Origin of the sequence: Pseudomonas sp. SD17-1 (assembly GCF_029201585.1) — a bacterium.
Taxonomy (GTDB): Bacteria; Pseudomonadota; Gammaproteobacteria; order Pseudomonadales; family Pseudomonadaceae; genus Aquipseudomonas; species Aquipseudomonas palmensis.
On the sequence record NZ_CP104044.1, the window covers coordinates 4,710,631 to 4,727,493 of the forward strand.

Annotated in this window: 18 protein-coding genes and 1 other RNA gene; 5 read left to right on the top strand and 14 right to left on the bottom strand. The window is 63.2% G+C overall.

The features are described from left to right. Positions 1 to 6: 6 nt before the first annotated feature. The 9 genes from mraY to rsmI form a co-directional block, all read right to left on the bottom strand. Entirely contained in the window at positions 7 to 1,089 is a 1,083-nt protein-coding gene (mraY, locus tag N0B28_RS21395; RefSeq protein WP_043862064.1) for a phospho-N-acetylmuramoyl-pentapeptide-transferase, read from the bottom strand. After that, positions 1,089 to 2,456, bottom strand: a complete 1,368-nt coding sequence (gene murF, locus N0B28_RS21400; protein ID WP_275728610.1) for a UDP-N-acetylmuramoyl-tripeptide--D-alanyl-D-alanine ligase — start codon at positions 2,454 to 2,456, stop codon at positions 1,089 to 1,091. The genes mraY and murF overlap by 1 nt, the downstream gene beginning before the upstream one ends. Further along, positions 2,449 to 3,915 carry a UDP-N-acetylmuramoyl-L-alanyl-D-glutamate--2,6-diaminopimelate ligase gene (locus tag N0B28_RS21405; protein ID WP_043862062.1) on the bottom strand — a complete coding sequence of 489 codons (1,467 nt, stop codon included), beginning with the start codon at positions 3,913 to 3,915 and terminating at the stop codon, positions 2,449 to 2,451. Before N0B28_RS21405 ends, murF begins: the two co-directional genes overlap by 8 nt. Further along, positions 3,915 to 5,648, bottom strand: a complete 1,734-nt coding sequence (locus N0B28_RS21410) for a penicillin-binding protein 2 (protein ID WP_162484872.1) — start codon at positions 5,646 to 5,648, stop codon at positions 3,915 to 3,917. Before N0B28_RS21410 ends, N0B28_RS21405 begins: the two co-directional genes overlap by 1 nt. Beyond that, positions 5,648 to 5,941, bottom strand: a complete 294-nt coding sequence (gene ftsL, locus N0B28_RS21415; RefSeq protein WP_043862060.1) for a cell division protein FtsL — start codon at positions 5,939 to 5,941, stop codon at positions 5,648 to 5,650. Before ftsL ends, N0B28_RS21410 begins: the two co-directional genes overlap by 1 nt. Next, a complete protein-coding gene (rsmH, locus tag N0B28_RS21420; RefSeq protein ID WP_088515589.1) occupies positions 5,938 to 6,879 on the bottom strand; it encodes a 16S rRNA (cytosine(1402)-N(4))-methyltransferase RsmH in 942 nt (313 codons plus the stop codon). The genes ftsL and rsmH overlap by 4 nt, the downstream gene beginning before the upstream one ends. Before the next feature lie 2 nt (positions 6,880 to 6,881). Then, positions 6,882 to 7,337 (bottom strand): division/cell wall cluster transcriptional repressor MraZ, encoded by a 456-nt coding sequence (mraZ, locus tag N0B28_RS21425; protein ID WP_043862058.1) that lies wholly within the window; start codon positions 7,335 to 7,337, stop codon positions 6,882 to 6,884. Positions 7,338 to 7,645: 308 nt separating this feature from the next. Next, an RNA gene (gene rnpB / locus N0B28_RS21430) (RNase P RNA component class A) lies at positions 7,646 to 8,005 on the bottom strand. Between the two features lie 67 nt (positions 8,006 to 8,072). Then, complete coding sequence (gene rsmI / locus N0B28_RS21435) at positions 8,073 to 8,867, bottom strand: 16S rRNA (cytidine(1402)-2'-O)-methyltransferase (RefSeq protein WP_229590060.1); 795 nt, start codon at positions 8,865 to 8,867, stop codon at positions 8,073 to 8,075. A gap of 269 nt (positions 8,868 to 9,136) precedes the next feature. Here rsmI and N0B28_RS21440 point away from each other — a divergent pair, with 269 nt between their 5' ends. The 5 genes from N0B28_RS21440 to N0B28_RS21460 all read left to right on the top strand — a co-directional run bounded on the left by N0B28_RS21440 (position 9,137) and on the right by N0B28_RS21460 (position 12,937). Beyond that, a complete protein-coding gene (locus N0B28_RS21440) occupies positions 9,137 to 10,951 on the top strand; it encodes a penicillin-binding protein activator (RefSeq protein ID WP_275728617.1) in 1,815 nt (604 codons plus the stop codon). Continuing rightward, positions 10,951 to 11,322, top strand: coding sequence for a YraN family protein (locus N0B28_RS21445; protein WP_043862055.1), 372 nt, complete (start codon positions 10,951 to 10,953; stop codon positions 11,320 to 11,322). Before N0B28_RS21440 ends, N0B28_RS21445 begins: the two co-directional genes overlap by 1 nt. Positions 11,323 to 11,457: 135 nt before the next feature. Beyond that, a complete protein-coding gene (locus N0B28_RS21450; protein ID WP_275728620.1) occupies positions 11,458 to 12,051 on the top strand; it encodes a phosphoheptose isomerase in 594 nt (197 codons plus the stop codon). Continuing rightward, positions 12,048 to 12,626, top strand: coding sequence for a BON domain-containing protein (locus N0B28_RS21455; protein WP_043862053.1), 579 nt, complete (start codon positions 12,048 to 12,050; stop codon positions 12,624 to 12,626). The genes N0B28_RS21450 and N0B28_RS21455 overlap by 4 nt, the downstream gene beginning before the upstream one ends. A gap of 92 nt (positions 12,627 to 12,718) precedes the next feature. Continuing rightward, entirely contained in the window at positions 12,719 to 12,937 is a 219-nt protein-coding gene (locus tag N0B28_RS21460) for a YgdI/YgdR family lipoprotein (RefSeq protein WP_043862052.1), read from the top strand. A 45-nt stretch (positions 12,938 to 12,982) separates the two neighbouring features. On the opposite strand, the gene N0B28_RS21465 is transcribed toward N0B28_RS21460, so the two are convergent. From N0B28_RS21465 to petA, 5 genes are all read right to left on the bottom strand, one after another. Beyond that, positions 12,983 to 13,411: a ClpXP protease specificity-enhancing factor gene (locus N0B28_RS21465; RefSeq protein WP_043862051.1), complete on the bottom strand. Its 429-nt coding sequence runs from the start codon at positions 13,409 to 13,411 to the stop codon at positions 12,983 to 12,985. A gap of 17 nt (positions 13,412 to 13,428) precedes the next feature. After that, on the bottom strand, positions 13,429 to 14,046 hold the full coding sequence (locus N0B28_RS21470; protein WP_043862050.1) for a glutathione S-transferase N-terminal domain-containing protein: 618 nt from the start codon (positions 14,044 to 14,046) through the stop codon (positions 13,429 to 13,431). A 118-nt stretch (positions 14,047 to 14,164) separates the two neighbouring features. Then, positions 14,165 to 14,944 (bottom strand): cytochrome c1, encoded by a 780-nt coding sequence (locus N0B28_RS21475; protein ID WP_043862049.1) that lies wholly within the window; start codon positions 14,942 to 14,944, stop codon positions 14,165 to 14,167. Beyond that, positions 14,944 to 16,155: a cytochrome bc complex cytochrome b subunit gene (locus tag N0B28_RS21480; RefSeq protein WP_043862048.1), complete on the bottom strand. Its 1,212-nt coding sequence runs from the start codon at positions 16,153 to 16,155 to the stop codon at positions 14,944 to 14,946. The genes N0B28_RS21475 and N0B28_RS21480 overlap by 1 nt, the downstream gene beginning before the upstream one ends. After that, the gene (gene petA, locus N0B28_RS21485) at positions 16,155 to 16,748 is read right to left on the bottom strand and encodes a ubiquinol-cytochrome c reductase iron-sulfur subunit (RefSeq protein WP_043862047.1); all 594 of its coding nucleotides are present in this window, start codon (positions 16,746 to 16,748) and stop codon (positions 16,155 to 16,157) included. Before petA ends, N0B28_RS21480 begins: the two co-directional genes overlap by 1 nt. Positions 16,749 to 16,863: the final 115 nt, after the last annotated feature.

Sequence of the window (16,863 nt, forward strand, 5' to 3'; positions counted from 1 at the left end):
TCGTTTCTACCTCAGTTTCAGGGTGGCAAGGCCGAACAGTACGAGAATCACGGTGATGATCCAGAAGCGGACGATCACCCGAGGCTCGGGCCAACCCTTGAGTTCAAAGTGGTGGTGGATCGGTGCCATGCGAAACACGCGCTTGCCGGTCAGCTTAAAGGAAGCCACCTGGATCACCACCGACAGGGTCTCCATCACGAACACGCCGCCCATGATGAACAGCACGATCTCCTGACGCACGATCACGGCAATGGTGCCCAACGCGGCACCCAGTGCCAGGGCGCCGACGTCACCCATGAACACCTGCGCCGGGTAGGTGTTGAACCACAGGAAGCCCAGGCCCGCGCCGATCAGCGCGCCGCAGAACACGATCAGCTCGCCCGCGCCCGGCACGTAGGGGATCAGCAGGTATTCGGCGAACTTCACGTTGCCCGACAGGTAGCAGAAGATACCCAGCGCACCACCGACCATCACCGTCGGCATGATCGCCAGGCCGTCCAGGCCGTCGGTCAGGTTGACCGCGTTGCTCGAGCCCACGATGACGAAATAGGTCAGCACCACGAAGCCGATGCCCAGCGGGATGGTGACATCCTTGAGCATCGGCACGATCAGGGTGGTTTCCACGCTGGTGGGCGCGGTCATGTACAGGAAGATCGCCGCGCCCAGGCCGAACACCGATTGCCAGAAGTACTTCCAGCGGCTCGGCAGGCCACGCGAGTTCTTCTCGATCACCTTGCGGTAGTCGTCGACCCAGCCGATGGCGCCGAACAGCAGGGTGACGATCAGCACCACCCACACATAGCGGTTGGTCAGGTCGGCCCACAGCAGCGTGCTCACGCCAATGGCGGACAGAATCAGCGCACCGCCCATGGTCGGGGTGCCGGACTTGGAGAGGTGCGATTGCGGGCCGTCATTGCGCACGGCTTGACCGATCTGGCGAATCTGCAGGGTACGAATCATCCAGGGGCCCAACCACAGGGCCAGCGACAACGCGGTCAGTACACCCAGAATCCCGCGCAGGGTCAGGTACTGAAAGACCGCGAAGCCTTTGTAGAACTGTTGCAGATACTCAGCCAGCAGCAGCAGCATTAATGTTTCTCCCCGCTGGAACCGCACAAGGCCGCCACGACGTTTTCCATCGCAGCGCTGCGCGAACCCTTGATCAAAATGGTGGTGTTGTTGGCCTGCTCGACGCGAACGGCGTCGATCAAGTCAGCTTGAGTGGCGAAATGATGGGCCCCGGTGCCAAATGCCTTGACCGCTTCGGCCATCATCGGGCCCACGGCATAAAGTGCTGCAACCTTGCCCCTGGCGTATGCGCCGACCTGCCGATGCCCTTCCTCGGCCCACTGGCCCAATTCGCCGATATCCCCGAGCACCAGGACGGTACGCCCGGAAAAGCCGGCGAGTATATCAACGGCAGCGCACATGGAGGTGGGGTTTGCGTTGTAACTGTCGTCGATCACGCGCACACCGGTGGGCGCCATGTGCACCACGGTGCGGCCCTTGACCGGCTGCACCGCGTCAAGACCCTCGACGATGCCTTCCAGTGTCACGCCGAAAGCCTGTGCGGCAGCCGCGGCGGCCAGGGCGTTGCTGACATTGTGAGTGCCCAGCAGGTTGAGCTGGACGCGGGCGTTGCCCAGCGGGCTGCGCAATTCGAAACCGGGGCAGCCGCGTTCGTCGTGACGAATGTCGGTGGCATGAAAATCTGCGTCGGCATTGGCCAGGGCGAAAGTGATCACAGGGTGATGGCCGGCGCGCTGCTTCCAGATGCCGAAGGCCTTGTCATCCAGGTTCAATACCGCCACGCCATCCTGGCCCAGGCCTTCGAGGATCTCGCCCTTGGCTTCGACGATTTTCTCCGGCCCGCCGAACTCACCCACATGAGCGGTACCGGCGTTGTTGATGATCACCACCTGCGGCCGGGTCAGGCCGACGGTGTAGGCGATTTCGCCGATGCGCGAGGCGCCCAGCTCGATGACCGCCGCCGTATGGTGCGGGGCCAGCTCCAGCAGGGTCAGCGGTGCGCCGAAGTCGTTGTTGAGGTTGCCACGGGTGGCCAGTACCGGCCCGCGGGTGCGCAGGATGCTGGCCAGCATCTCCTTGACCGTGGTCTTGCCACTGGAGCCGGTGATTGCAGCAACCGGCTTGTCGAAGGCGGCGCGATTGAGCGCCCCCAACTGGCCCAGGCCCAGGCGGGTATCGGCAACCACCAGTTGCGGCAGGCTGCTGCCCGGCACTTCGTGCTGCACCAGCGCCGCGACGGCGCCCTTGGCTGCCACTTCGTCCAGGTAATCGTGACCGTCGAAACGCGGCCCGGCCAGGGCGACGAACAACTGGCCAGGGGTGATCGCGCGGCTGTCGATGCTGACGCCATCGAAGGTTGCATCCTGGCCATGCAGGCAGCCCTGCAGCGGCGCTACCAACTGGCTGAGGGACATTGACTCAAGCATTCGGAGCCTCCCAGGCTGCCAGGGCTCTTTCGGCCTCGACCAGGTCGGAGAAGTCATGGCGCTCGCCGTTGATCTCCTGGTAATCCTCGTGCCCCTTGCCCGCCAGCACGATGACGTCGTCGGCAGCGGCGGTGGCGATCAGGTGCGCAATCGCCGGGCCACGGCCGGCGATGAACTCGACGCTTTCACCCCGGGCGAAGCCTGGGCGGATATCGTCGAAAATCTGCTGGGGCGCCTCGCTGCGCGGGTTGTCGTCGGTGACCAGCACGCGGTCGGCCAGGCGCTCGGCCACTTCGGCCATCAGCGGGCGCTTGCCGCGATCGCGGTCGCCGCCGCAGCCGAACAGGCACAGCAGCTTGCCTTGTGCATGGGGACGCAGGGCTTCGAGGACCTTTTCCAGGGCATCGGGGGTGTGGGCGTAATCGACCACCACCAACGGCTTGCTGCCACCGCCCAGGCGCTGCATGCGCCCTACGGGGCCTTCGAGCTGCGGCGTGACCTTGAGAATTTCGTCCAGCGGATGATCCATCGCCATCAGCGTGCCGACCGCGGCCAGCATGTTGCTGAGGTTGAAGCGCCCGAGCAGGCGACTGCGCAGCATATGCTCGCCCTGTGCCGTCACCAGCACCGCACGCACGCCATCGTCGTCGAACTTCGCTTCGCGGCAGTACAGCGAGGCGGCAGGGTCGACGAGGCTGTAGCTGATCAGACGCGAATCACCCTTCTGCGCCGCCAGCTCACGCCCGAAGGCATCGTCCAGATTGACCACCCGCGAACGCAGGTCGGGCCAGGCGAACAGGCGCGCCTTGGCGGCCTGGTAGGCCTCCATGCTGCCGTGGTAGTCCAGGTGATCGCGTGACAGGTTGGTCATTACCACGATGTCGAAGGCCAGTGCCGCTACCCGGCCCTGTTCCAGCGCATGGGAGGACACTTCCATGGCCACGGCCTTGGCGCCAGCCTTCTTCAGGTCGCCCAGGGTCGACTGCACGGCAATCGGATCTGGCGTGGTCAGCCGGCCACTTTGCAGCTGGCCATAGAAGCCGGTACCCAGGGTGCCGATCAGGCCGCAGTGCTGGCCCAGCAGGTCGAGCGCCTGGGCCACCAGCTGGGTGACGCTGGTCTTGCCGTTGGTGCCGGTCACGCCGATCAGCTCGAGCTGGCGGCTCGGCTCGCCATAGAAGCGCCCCGCGATATCCGACAGCTGGGCAATCAGGCCCTTGACCGGAATCATCGGCACATCGGTGATCGGCAGCACGGTGGTGTTCTGCACTTCATAGGCCACGGCTGCCGCGCCGCGCTTGAGCGCATCGGCAATATGCTCGCGGCCGTCGACACGCGCACCCGGCACCGCCAGGAACAAGTCCCCGGCACGGACCTTGCGGCTGTCCAGGGTCAGTTCGCGGATCAACGGGTCGTTGTTGCCGCTCAGGGCAAACAGCTTACTCAATGGCATCGACATCAACCGCGCCCTCCCTTGGCGGGCGCAGCACCGGCCTGCTGCTGTGGAGTAGGAGCCGGCAGGTTGTCTGGCGGCACGTTCATCAGTCGCAGGGTGCCGGACATGACCTTGCTGAATACCGGCGCCGATACCAGGCCGCCGAAGTAGCCACCCTTGCTCGGCTCGTCGATCACCACCACGATGGCATAGCGCGGATCGCTCATCGGGCCGAAGCCGGTGAACAGCGAGCGGTAGGCGTTCTCGGTGTAGCCCTTGGAACCGACGGTGGCCTTACGGGCCGTACCCGACTTGCCGCCCACGTGATAGGAAGGCACCTGCGCACGGAACACGCCACGTGGCGCTTCGATGACCTGCTGCAGCATGCCCTGAATAGTCTTGGCGGTATCCTCGGGCACCACCTGGGTGGCTTCCGGGGTCTTGTCCACCTTGAGAATGCTCAGCGGTACCATCTTGCCGTTGTTGGCCAGCGCGGCGTAGGCATGCACCAGCTGCAACGCGGTCACCGACAGGCCGTAGCCGTAGGACAGGGTCGCGGTCTCGGCCTTGCGCCACTCGCGGTGGTTGGGCAGGTTGCCGACACGCTCGCCCGGGAAGCCCAGGCCGGTGTACTGGCCCAGGCCCAGTTGCGACATCACGCGGTAGATGGATTCGCCACCGATATCGAAGGCGATCTTGCTCATGCCCACGTTACTGGAGTTGATCAGGATGCCGGTCAGGTCGAGGATCGGGCCTTCGCTCCTGGACACGTCACGAATGGTGTAGCGGCCCAGCTGCAGGGTGCCCGGATAGACCTCGACCTTGTCGGTCGGCTTCCAGCGCCCACTTTGCAGGGCGGCGCTCATGGAGAAAGGCTTGACCGTGGAACCCGGCTCGAACACGTCGATGATGGCACGGTTGCGCATCGCCGCCGGGAACATGCTGCGGCGGTTGTTGGGGTTGTAGGTGGGCTGGTTGACCATGGCCAGCACTTCGCCGGTCTTCACATCCATGATCACCAGGCTACCGGCCTTGGCTTCCTGTTCGGCAATCGCGTTACGCAGTTCGCGGGTGGCCAGGTACTGCAGACGCAGGTCGATGGACAACGCCAAGGTCTTGCCGGCCTTGGCGTTCTTGGTGACCTGTACGTCCTTGATCAGCCGACCGCGCCGGTCCTTGATCACCTGCCGCTTGCCGGGCACCCCGGCCAGCCACTCGTCGTAGGCGAGCTCCACCCCCTCGCGACCGTGATCGTCGAGGTCGGTGAACCCGACCATGTGCGCAGCGACATCGCCGGCGGGATAGAAGCGGCGGAACTCCTCGATGCCGTACACGCCGGGCACCTTGAGGTCGAGCACCACCTGGCCCTGCTCCGGGGTAAGGCCGCGGACCAGGTAGATGAATTCCTTGTTGGCCTGCTGTTCGAGGCGCTCGGCCAGTTGCTGCGGGTTCTGCTTGAGCGCGGCGGCAAGCGCCGGCCAGCGGTCCTTGGCAGCCTGCATCTCCTTGGGGTTGGCCCACAGGGTGGTAACCGGCGTACTCACGGCCAGCGGCTCGCCGTTGCGGTCGGTGATCAGCCCGCGGTGCGCAGGAATCGGAATGTGACGCAGGCTGCGGGCATCGCCCTGCCCCTTGAGGAAGTCGCGGTCGACCACCTGCAGGTCGACGATACGCCAGGCAATGGCCCCCACCATGATCACCAGCAGGCCGACCACAACGCGGAACCGCCACGGGTAGAGTGCGCCTTCAAGTTTCATCATGGCGCCACCATCCGTACTTCGTCAGCGGCGGGAATGCGCATGTGCAGCTGTTCGCTGGCCAGATTCTCGATGCGGCTGTGGGCGGTCCAGGTGCTCTGTTCCAGAATCAACCGGCCCCACTCGGCCTGCGCCTTGTCGCGTTCGTTGAGCTCGCCGTACAGGGTATTGAGCAACTGGCGGTTCCAGTGCGCACTGTAGGACACCGCCACCGACGAAACGAGCACGCCAATGAACAGCAGCAGCATCAGGAAGCTGCCGCCTGGCAAAGGCTTGGCAAAAAGCCTGCTCAACGCAGCTTCTCCGCCACACGCATGACCGCGCTACGCGAGCGCGGGTTGGCCTTGAGCTCGGCCTCGGAGGCGAACTGCGCCTTGCCATGGACCTTGATCTTGGGCTCGAAGGGCTTGTGTTGTACCGGCAGGTTGCGTGGCAGGTTGTCGGCCTCTCCCTTGGCCAGCTTGCGCATGAACAGCTTGACGATGCGGTCTTCCAGCGAATGGAAGCTGATGACCACCAGACGGCCACCGATCTCGAGCGTGTCGAGGGCAGCCTCGAGCCCGGCTTCGAGGTCGCCCAGCTCGTTGTTGACGTGAATGCGCAGCCCCTGGAAAGCACGGGTGGCGGGGTTCTTGCCCTTTTCCCACGCGGGGTTGGCGACCTTGAGCACTTCGGCGAGGTCGGCGGTACGGGTAAAGGGTTGCTGCTCGCGACGGGCGACCACGGCGTTGGCCATGCGCTTGGCGAAACGCTCTTCGCCGTACTCCTTGAACACGCGGGCGATTTCTTCGGCCGGCGCGGTGGCGATGAACTCGGCGGCGCTGACGCCACGACTCGGGTCCATGCGCATGTCCAGCGGGCCGTCGTTCATGAAACTGAAGCCGCGCTCGGGGTCATCGAGCTGCGGCGAGGACACGCCCAGGTCGAGCAGGATGCCATTGACCTTGCCGGACAGGCCCCGCTCGGCGACTTCGGCGCCCAGCTCGGCGAAACTGCGCTGCACAATGACAAAGCGGCCGTCTTCGGCCGCCAGCGCTTGCCCGGTGGCAATCGCTTGTGGGTCTTTGTCGAACCCCAGCAGCCGACCCTGCGGCCCCAGGTGCTGGAGAATCAGCCGACTGTGCCCGCCACGCCCGAAGGTGCCATCCAGATAGCAGCCATCGGCGCGTACGGCGAGAGCCTCGACGGCTTCGTCAAGCAGTACGGTGATGTGTTTGAAGCCACTATCTATAGTCACAGGATCAGATCACGCAGTTCATCAGGCATCGCGCCCGGTTGTTGAATGGCCACCAGGTCAGCTGCAGCAACAGCGTTCCAGGCGTCCTCGTCCCACAGTTGGAATTTGTTCAGTTGCCCCACCAGCATCGCCCGCTTGTCCAGCTTGGCGTACTCGCGCAGACGCGGTGGCACCAGGAAACGCCCACTGCCGTCGAGCTCCAGATCCACCGCATTGCCGATCAGCAGACGCTGCAGGCGACGGTTCTCTTCGCGTAACGACGGCAAGGCACGCAGCTTGGCTTCGATCAGTTCCCACTCATCCAGCGGATACACGCACAAGCAGGGATCAACCGCGTCGATCGTCACGATCAACTGCCCGGAACTGCGCGAATCGAGCTCGTCACGGTACCGGCTCGGCATTGCGAGACGGCCTTTTGCGTCGAGGTTGATTGCGTTGGCTCCGCGAAACACGGCTGCACTTCCCTAAATGTTAGCTTTTTTGTGTCTGAAAACCCACTTCATGCCACTTTCCGCCACTTGCGCACACTATAGGAATCCGCCCACCACACCGTCAAGGCGCGCTTATAAGGAAAACCCTTACAGATCGGCGATTTAGAGCAACAAGGCGATACAAAGAGGAGAAACGAGAGGGGTTTTGACGGGGAAAGGCAAATTCACTCAAACGGATAGAGTGCAAAGTTAAAGTGATTTATGAAGAGTAAGATTTTTTTGGTATTACCAGAACACATCTGCTATCGAATCAAGCAGGAAGGGAAAAGGTGGAGAGTCGATCTGTAAGCCGGGTTCTGTCGAGGACAGTCATTCCTCTACGACGGCCATCACTGGACGCCTTTAGCAACCTACCCGGTTCCAACGCGGGCCGCGCCATATGGAACCCTATTTGGTCTTGCTCCGAGTGGGGTTTACCTAGCCACGGACTGTTGCCAGCCGTGCGGTGCGCTCTTACCGCACCTTTTCACCCTTACCGGCACCGAAGTGCTTAGGCGGTTATTTTCTGTGGCACTTTCCGTAGGCTCACGCCCCCCAGGCATTACCTGGCACTCCGCCCTATGGAGCCCGGACTTTCCTCCCCCCTCTTTTGCGGAACAAAAGAAGGCAGCGACTGTCCAATCGACTCTCCGCCGCAAAGGTTAACGGCAGCGGGCCCCGAGAACAAGCGATAAAACGAATAATATCACTATGACATTAGTGGTCTTTCTGTTTTTCCAACGCTATTTGATACAAAACATTCTTCCGCACCCCGGTAATTTCCGCCGCCAGGGCTGCTGCACGCTTGAGCGGCATCTCTGCCAGCAGAAGATCAAGCACGCGCATCACTTCGCTGCTCACGGCCTCTTCGTTCTCCGGGGCGGTCCAGCCCGCCACCAGCACCACGCACTCCCCACGCTGCTGATTGCTGTCGTTTTCGACAAACGCGCGCAGCTCGGCCAGGGGCAGCCCCTTCAGGGTCTCGAAGGTCTTGGTCAGCTCACGAGCCAGCAACGCCGGCCGTTCGCCGCCAAACACCGCCTCCATGTCCTGCAGACACTCCAGAATGCGGTGTGGCGCCTCATAGAAAATCAGCGTACGGGGCTCTTCCTTGACCTGACTCAGGCGCGCGCGGCGACCTACCGCCTTGGCCGGCAGAAAACCCTCGAAGATGAACCGGTCGGACGGCAGGCCCGCCGCCGACAACGCCGCGATCAGTGCGCAGGCGCCCGGTACCGGCACCACATCGATGCCCGCCGCTCGCGCCTGGCGCACCAGGTGGTAGCCCGGGTCAGAGATCAGCGGCGTACCGGCATCGGAGATCAACGCCACATCGTCGCCGGCCAGCAGGCGCGTGATGAAGCGGCTGCCCTCGTCGCGCTCGTTGTGCTCGTGACAGGCGGCCAGCGGCGTGTTGATGCCGAAGTGCTGCAGCAGGCGGACCGAGTGGCGCGTGTCCTCGGCCGCGATCAGCGCCGCCTCGCGCAGCACCTTCAAGGCCCGGGCGCTCATGTCATCCAGGTTGCCAATGGGCGTAGCCACCACGAAAAGCTTGCCGGCAGTGGAATTGGAAGCACCTGGAGCATCGGTCACAGCACACACCTGTAAATAGAGAACAAAGCGCCATTGTAGCCCGTAAGGCGGCAACAATGCGTTACCCACAGCGGCGGCACGCCTGCGCAGGGCAACCTATATTGAAGGATTAACGCCAGCAAGATCGCGCCCCGGCCAGCGCTTGGGTACAATTGCAGGTTAATTTGATCGAGTAACAGGATTTTTACATGATCGCTTGCCTGCGGCTGCTCTCAGCCCTCTGCCTCGCTGCCCTGCTGGCAGCCTGCGCCAGTTCGCCCTCGTCCAGCCTGGGTGAGCTGCCGCGCACTCCGGATGCCAGCATCGAGCAACTGCTCGACCAGGCCGCCACCAGCAAGACACCTGAAAAGGCTGCACTGCTGCGCCTGAGCGCCGCTGACCTGGCCTACCACCAGAAAGACTTCGCACGGGCCTCGCGGATCCTCGAGCAGGTGCCACTGGACACCCTCAAGCCGGCCCAGCAAGTGTTCGCCAGCACCCTTGGCGCCGAGCTGGCGATGAGCCGCAACCAGCCCAAGGCCGCCCTCACCGCCCTGAGCCACCCGAGCCTGGCCCGGTTGGACGAACTGCCGCCCGAGCTTCAGGTGCGCACCCGCAGCGTGCATGCCGCCGCCCTGGAAGCCGATGGCCAGACCCTGGCTGCCGCGCAACAGCGCGTCGCCATGGCTCCCCTGCTCAGCGGCGCCGCCGCCAGTGCCAACCACGAGGCCATCTGGAACCTGGTTGCCGCCCTGCCCACCGAACAACTGCAAGGCACCGGCACCGACGTGATGGCCGGCTGGACCAGCCTGGCCCTCGCCGTCAAGAGCGCCGGCACCCTCGAACAGCAGCAGGCCGCCATCGAAAGCTGGCGCAACCAGCACGCCGGCCACCCTGCCGCCGTGCAACTGCCACAGCCCCTGCTCAAACTCAAGGAACTGGCCAGCCAGCCGCTGACCAAGATCGCCCTGCTGCTGCCCCAGGAAGGCCCGCTGGCAGGTGTCGCCCGCGCCCTGCGCGACGGCTTCATGGCGGCGCACTTCCAGGCCCAGCAGGCCGGCCAGAAGCCGCCTTCGGTCGAAGTCTTCGACAGCTCGCGCCTGACCTCCCTCGATGACTTCTACCGCAAGGCCCAGGCCAGCGGCGTCCAGCTGGTGGTAGGCCCGCTCGAGAAGAACCTGGTCAAGCAGTTGAGCGCCTACCCGCAACTGCCGATCACCACCCTGGCACTGAACTACAGCGACGCCGGCCAGACCGGCCCGGCGCAACTGTTCCAGTTCGGCCTGGCCGCCGAAGACGAAGCCCGCGAAGTCTCGCGCCGCGCCCAGGCGGACGGCATGCGTCGTGCCGTGGCCCTGGTGCCGAGCGGCGAATGGGGCGATCGCGTACTCAAGGCCTTCCGCCAGGACTGGGAAGCCAAGGGCGGCACCCTGATTGCCGCTGCCCACGTGTCGCAGCCGGTGGCCCTGGCCCAGCAGATCGCCGACCTGTTCCAGCTGCGCCAGAGCGAAGGCCGCGCCAAGAGCCTGCAGAGCACCGTGGGCGGCAGTGTCTCGGCACAGCCATCGCGTCGCCAGGACATCGATTTCATCTTCCTGGCCGCAACCCCGACCCAGGCCCAGCAGATCAAGCCGACACTGAACTTCCAGTATGCCGGTGACGTACCGGTGTACGCCACCTCCAACGTGTACAGCGCCAGCGGCAACGTCAACGAGTACAACGACATGAACGGCATTCGCTTCTGCGAAACGCCGTGGCTGCTCGACACCGGCAACAGCCTGCGCCAGCAGGTGGTACGTCAGTGGCCGCAAGCGGCTGGCAGCATCGGCCGCCTGTACGCGATGGGTGCCGATGCCTACAGCCTCGCGCCGCGCCTGGGCCAGCTCAAGGCACTGCCGGACAACCGTATCGAAGGCCTGTCCGGCAGCCTGAGCATGAACGCCAACCAACGCATCGAGCGCCAGTTGCCATGGGCCGACTTCACCGGCGGTCAGGTCAAGCGCCTGCCGGACACCCCGCGCTGATGCCCGACGGTTCTCGCCAGGCCGCGGGTATCGCGGCCGAACAGCAGGCCCTGCATTACCTTCAGGCGCAGGGCCTGCAGTTGCTGGCGCAGAACTGGCGATGCAAACGCGGCGAGCTTGATCTGGTCATGCTTGACGGCGATACAGTAGTATTCGTCGAAGTCCGCTACCGGCTGCACGCGGGCTTTGGCGGAGCACTGGCCAGCGTCGATACCCGCAAACAGCAAAAACTGGTGCTAGCGGCCCAGTATTTTCTGCAGCAGGAGGCGCGCTGGGCCAACCAGCCCTGTCGTTTCGACGTGATTGCCCTGCAGGGCCGCGGCCACTCGGGCACACCGCTCGACTGGCTGAAGAACGCTTTCGACAGTTGAACCCGCCCCGCTTGATGCATCCGTTACCCACTCAACTTTTTTGCTCTTTGTTTCGCGGGCTGCACAGTCATGTGCCGCAGGGTCTTCAAGACGTTGCGACACGCCCGACCAGCCGCCCCACTTAAGGTCACACAGATGGACATGCAATCCCGAGTTCGCCAGCTATTCCAGGCCAGCATCAACACCAAGCAACAGGCGATGGAAGTCCTTGCACCACACATCGAGCAAGCCAGTCAGGTGATGGTCAACGCGCTGCTCAACGAGGGCAAGATGCTCGCCTGCGGCAACGGCGGCTCGGCGGGCGATGCCCAGCACTTCTCGTCCGAACTGCTCAACCGCTTCGAGCGCGAGCGCCCGAGCCTGCCGGCCATCGCGCTGACCACCGACAGCTCGACCATTACCTCGATCGCCAACGACTACAGCTACAACGAGATCTTCTCCAAGCAGATCCGCGCCCTGGGCCAACCGGGCGACGTGCTGCTGGCGATTTCCACCAGCGGCAACTCGGCGAACATCATTCAGGCGATCCAGGCCGCACATGATCGCGAAATGATTGTCGTAGCTCTGACCGGACGCGATGGCGGCGGCATGGCCTCGCTGCTGCTGCCCGAAGATGTGGAGATTCGCGTACCGGCCACCGTCACCGCACGCATCCAGGAAGTCCACCTGCTGGCGATCCACTGCCTTTGCGACTTGATCGACAGCCAATTGTTCGGGAGTGAAGAATGACCCCTAATCGCCTTGGCCTGATGGCCCTGACCCTGTGCCTGAGCATCACCGGCTGCAGTTCGGTGATTACTGCCAGCCGCGAAAACCCGATCGAGGACGATCGCGGCACCCGCACATTCGGCAGCAAGATCGACGACTCGCTGATCGAAACCAAGGTAGCGGTAAACGTGGCCAAGGCCAGCCCGGACCTGGACAAGAACTCGCACATCGTCGTCACCAGCTTCAACGGCATCGTGCTGCTGGCCGGGCAGACCCCGCGCGCCGACCTCAAGAGCCTGGCCGAGCAGACCGCCGGTCAGGTGCAGCGGGTCAAGAAGGTGCACAACGAACTTCAGGTGCTGCCGCCCTCCTCGCTGCTGGCACGCAACAATGACGCCTGGCTGACCACCAAGATCAAGGCCCAGATGCTGACCGACAGCAACATCCCCGGTTCGCGCATCAAGGTGGTGACCGAGAACGGCATCGTCTACCTGCTGGGCCTGCTGACCCAGCAGGAAGCCAATCAGGCCACCAACCTGGTGCAAGGCGTGTCGGGTGTGCAGAAGATCGTCAAGCTGTTCGAATACATTGACTGACCGCGGCTTCACGCCCTTCGCCGGCCTCGCCGGTGAAGGGCGTGAAGCCGCCGGCGCACCGCAACCCCCACCGACACCCCACAGGAATACCCATGAAGAACGGCCTGTTCGCCACCCTGCTGATCGCTACCTTCGCCACCCTGGCCGGCTGCTCCACCCCAAGCCTGATCACCCTCAATGATGGCCGTGAGTTCCAGGCGGTCGACGCGCCGAAACTCGAACGCAGCTCCGGCTTCTACGAGTTCCAGCAGCTCGACGGCAAACGCACCCGTGTGAACAAGGATCAGGTGCGCACCATCACCGACCTGTAAGCACACAGGCCCAAAAAAAAGGCGACCCCGCAAGGTCGCCTTTTTTCATTTCACCACTTTCAGGCTCGGACGCCCACTTGGCCGCGGCGGCTGCCCGCCACTCGGCGGACCGTCATCATCCGGCTCGACGCCCTCGTCCTCGAGGTCGTCATCCTCCATCAGGGGCGGCTCGAGCTCGAACACCATGCCCTGGCCATTCTCACGGGCATAGATACCCAGGATGGCGCCGGCAGGCACGTACAGCGTGTGGGCAACCCCACCGAAACGCCCCTCGAAGCTCACGGCTTCGTTATCCATGTGCAAGTGACGCACGGCATTGGGCGACACGTTCAAAACGATCTGGCCATCGCTGGCGAAGCCTTGAGGCACCTGCACCGCAGGGTACTCGGCATTGACCAGCATGTGCGGCGTGCAATCGTTGTCCACGATCCACTCATACAAGGCTCGCACCAGATACGGACGACTGGAGTTCATCAACGGCTCCTTAAAACCTAACGCATATCGCGTTCAGCGGCGGACAGGCTGGCCTTGAAGGCTTCCCGCGCAAACTGACGCTCCATGTAATCGAGCAACGGCTTGGCTGGCCGCGGCAGTTCGATACCCAATACCGGCAAACGCCACAGTATGGGCAATAGACAACAATCCACCAGGCTTTGCTCCTCACTCAGGAAACAAGGCTTGTCGGCGAACAACGGCGAAACGCCGGTAAGGCTCTCGCGCAGCTCCTTGCGCGCCTGCACGCGGGCAGGCTCCTTGCTGCGCGGGTCGAGAATCAGGTCCACCAGCGAACACCAGTCACGCTGGATACGGTGGATCAGCAGGCGGCTGTTGGCACGCGCCACCGGGTAGACCGGCAACAGCGGCGGGTGCGGGTAGCGCTCGTCGAGGTATTCCATCACCACGGTCGACTCATACAACGCCAGGTCACGATCAACCAGGGTCGGTACGCTGCCATACGGGTTGGCTTCCAGCAGCTTGGGCGGCTGGCGCCCGGCTTCGACACTGATGATCTCGACGCCGACACCTTTCTCGGCGAGAACGATGCGCACCCGATGAGAATAATGATCAGCGGGGTCGGAGTAGCAGGCTAACCGATTGGTCACGCCCATGGGGGTCCTCCTCGCGTGTTGAACTTATGAAATTACAAATGCAAACGCGCCCTGGGGGCCCTCCATACTGCAGAGGGACCCCAGGGCGCGCGTTAAACTAACAGATTTTACCCTGTGATCAGTGCACGTCCTTCCAGTATTCGCGCTTGAGCAGGTAGGCGAACACGAAGAAGAAGGCCAGGTACAGCAGCACGTAGGTGCCGATGCGCTGGCTCTGCAGCTTGACCGGGTTGGCCGAGTAGGCCAGGAAGGTCACCAGGTTCTTGACCTTCTCGTCGAACTGCTCGTCGGTCAGGGTACCGGATTTCGGCACGATGGTCAGCTGATCGCACGCTTCGTGGGTCAGCGGGGCACCGGTGAGCGGGTCAAACTGCTTCTTGCCCTCGACCACGGTCTGGATCTGCTTGCAACCGACCACCTGACGCCCCTGCAGGCCCACCAGCACGTTTGGCATGCCAACGTTGGGGAAGACCTTGTTGTTCACACCCCAAGGGCGTGACGGGTCCTCGTAGAAGGCCCGCAGGTAGCTGTACAGCCAATCGGTGCCGCGTACCCGCGCCACCAGGGTCAGGTCGGGCGGCGCCGCACCGAACCAGGCCTTGGCGTCGGCCGGCTGCATGCCGATGTTCATGTGGTCGCCGATCTTGGCGCCGGTGAACACCAGCTTCTCGAGCATCAGCTCGTGCGGGATGCCCAGGTCATCGGCGACACGCTCGTAACGCTGGAACTTGGCGCTGTGGCAACCCATGCAATAGTTGGCAAAGGTCCGTGCGCCGTCCTGCATGGCGGCCTTGTCGGTCAGGTCGATGTCGACCTTGTCCAGTTCCACGCCGTGTTCGGCGGCGAAGGTCAGCGAAGGCATCACTGCCAGGAGCAATACTGCAAATAGCTTTTTCATCAGCCAGTCACCCTTTCCGGAACCGGTTTGGTCTTCTCGAGCCTGGTGTAGAACGGCATCAGAATGAAGTAGGCGAAATACAGGAAGGTACATACCTGCGACAGCAAGGTGCGACCCGGGGTTGGCGCCAGCACGCCGAGCACGCCCAGGATCACGAAGGAGATGCAGAACACCCACAGCCAGGCCTTGCTCATCCAGCCCTTGTAGCGCATCGACTTGACCGGGCTACGGTCCAGCCATGGCAGCACGAACAGCACCGCGATCGCAGCACCCATGGCGATCACGCCCAGCAGCTTGTCGGGTACCGCACGCAGGATCGCGTAGAACGGCGTGAAGTACCACACAGGGGCGATGTGCTCCGGGGTCTTGAACGCGTTGGCCTGTTCGAAGTTGGGTTTCTCCAGGAAGTAGCCGCCCATTTCCGGGAAGAAGAACACGATCATGCAGAAGACGAACAGGAACACCACCACGCCGACGATATCCTTGACGGTGTAGTACGGGTGGAACGGGATGCCGTCCAGCGGAATGCCGTTCTCGTCCTTTTTCTTCTTGATGTCCACGCCATCCGGGTTGTTCGAACCCACTTCGTGCAGCGCCAGGATGTGCAGCACCACCAGGCCGAGAATCACGATCGGCAGGGCCACCACGTGCAGGGCGAAGAAGCGGTTCAGGGTAATGCCGGAGATCAGGTAGTCGCCACGGATCCACTGGGTCAGGTCGCCGCCGATGACCGGGATGGCGCCGAACAGCGAGATGATCACCTGGGCACCCCAGTACGACATCTGGCCCCAGGGCAGCAGGTAGCCCATGAAGGCCTCTGCCATCAGCGCCAGGTAGATCAGCATGCCGAACAGCCATACCAGCTCGCGTGGCTTCTGGTACGAGCCGTAGAGCAGGCCACGGAACATGTGCAGGTAGACCACGATGAAGAACGCCGACGCACCCGTGGAGTGCAGGTAGCGCAGGATCCAGCCGTATTCGACGTCACGCATGATGTATTCGACCGAGGCGAACGCCTCTTCGGCCGAAGGGGTGAAGCTCATGGTCAGCCACACGCCGGTCACGATCTGGTTGACCAGGACCAGCAGGGCCAGGGAGCCGAAGAAATAGAAGAAGTTGAAGTTCTTCGGTGCGTAGTACTTGCTCAGGTGATCTTCCCACATCTTGGTGGCGGGGAAGCGGGCGTCAACCCAGTCCATGAACTTACTCATCACGCGTTCTCCTGATCGACGCCGACGACGATGATGTCATCCGACTCGTACGAGTGCGGTGGCACTGGCAGATTGAGCGGCGCTGGCTGGGACTTGTAGACGCGGCCGGCGAGGTCGTAGTGGGAGCCGTGGCATGGGCAGAAATAGCCACCCACCCACTTGGGACCCAGGTCGACAGGCGCCACTTCGGGACGGAAGGTCGGCGAGCAGCCCAGGTGGGTGCACAGGCCGACGAGCACGAGGATTTCCGGCTTGATCGAGCGGTTCGACGGGTCGACGTAGGCCGGCTGCTCCGACGCCTTGGACTCGGGGTCGGAGAGCTCACCGGTGATCTTCTTCAGGTTGCCCAGGATCTCCTCGGTGCGGCGGACGATGAACACGGGCTGGCCGCGCCATTCAGCAATCATCTGCTGGCCGGGCTCCACCTTGGCGATGTTGACCTTGACCGGTGCACCGGCAGCTTTCGCCTTGGCACTGGGAAACCATGACCCTACGAACGGGACCGCAGCCCCCACCGCTCCTGCAGCACCCACCACGGACGTGGCTGCTACCAGGAAGCGACGCCGGCCTGCATTGACGCCGTCATTGCTCATTCAGTCCTCTCCCATCAGCTTTGTGGCCTGTTGCAACAGGCATCTACTAAGTAAATTTCGAACTGCTAAAAATAAATTTCGAACTGCTAAAAATTTGCCGCATGGTAATGAAAAG

Excerpts from the sequence above, each read along its gene's own strand:
- mraY (WP_043862064.1), bottom strand. The coding sequence starts at position 1,089 with ATGCTGCTGCTGCTGGCTGAGTATCTGCAACAGTTCTACAAAGGCTTC.
- murF (WP_275728610.1), bottom strand. The coding sequence starts at position 2,456 with ATGCTTGAGTCAATGTCCCTCAGCCAGTTGGTAGCGCCGCTGCAGGGC.
- N0B28_RS21405 (WP_043862062.1), bottom strand. The coding sequence starts at position 3,915 with ATGTCGATGCCATTGAGTAAGCTGTTTGCCCTGAGCGGCAACAACGAC.
- N0B28_RS21410 (WP_162484872.1), bottom strand. The coding sequence starts at position 5,648 with ATGAAACTTGAAGGCGCACTCTACCCGTGGCGGTTCCGCGTTGTGGTC.
- rsmI (WP_229590060.1), bottom strand. The coding sequence starts at position 8,867 with ATGAGCGCCCGGGCCTTGAAGGTGCTGCGCGAGGCGGCGCTGATCGCG.
- N0B28_RS21440 (WP_275728617.1), top strand. The coding sequence starts at position 9,137 with ATGATCGCTTGCCTGCGGCTGCTCTCAGCCCTCTGCCTCGCTGCCCTG.
- N0B28_RS21445 (WP_043862055.1), top strand. The coding sequence starts at position 10,951 with ATGCCCGACGGTTCTCGCCAGGCCGCGGGTATCGCGGCCGAACAGCAG.
- N0B28_RS21450 (WP_275728620.1), top strand. The coding sequence starts at position 11,458 with ATGGACATGCAATCCCGAGTTCGCCAGCTATTCCAGGCCAGCATCAAC.
- N0B28_RS21455 (WP_043862053.1), top strand. The coding sequence starts at position 12,048 with ATGACCCCTAATCGCCTTGGCCTGATGGCCCTGACCCTGTGCCTGAGC.
- N0B28_RS21460 (WP_043862052.1), top strand. The coding sequence starts at position 12,719 with ATGAAGAACGGCCTGTTCGCCACCCTGCTGATCGCTACCTTCGCCACC.
- N0B28_RS21465 (WP_043862051.1), bottom strand. The coding sequence starts at position 13,411 with ATGAACTCCAGTCGTCCGTATCTGGTGCGAGCCTTGTATGAGTGGATC.
- N0B28_RS21470 (WP_043862050.1), bottom strand. The coding sequence starts at position 14,046 with ATGGGCGTGACCAATCGGTTAGCCTGCTACTCCGACCCCGCTGATCAT.
- N0B28_RS21475 (WP_043862049.1), bottom strand. The coding sequence starts at position 14,944 with ATGAAAAAGCTATTTGCAGTATTGCTCCTGGCAGTGATGCCTTCGCTG.
- N0B28_RS21480 (WP_043862048.1), bottom strand. The coding sequence starts at position 16,155 with ATGAGTAAGTTCATGGACTGGGTTGACGCCCGCTTCCCCGCCACCAAG.
- petA (WP_043862047.1), bottom strand. The coding sequence starts at position 16,748 with ATGAGCAATGACGGCGTCAATGCAGGCCGGCGTCGCTTCCTGGTAGCA.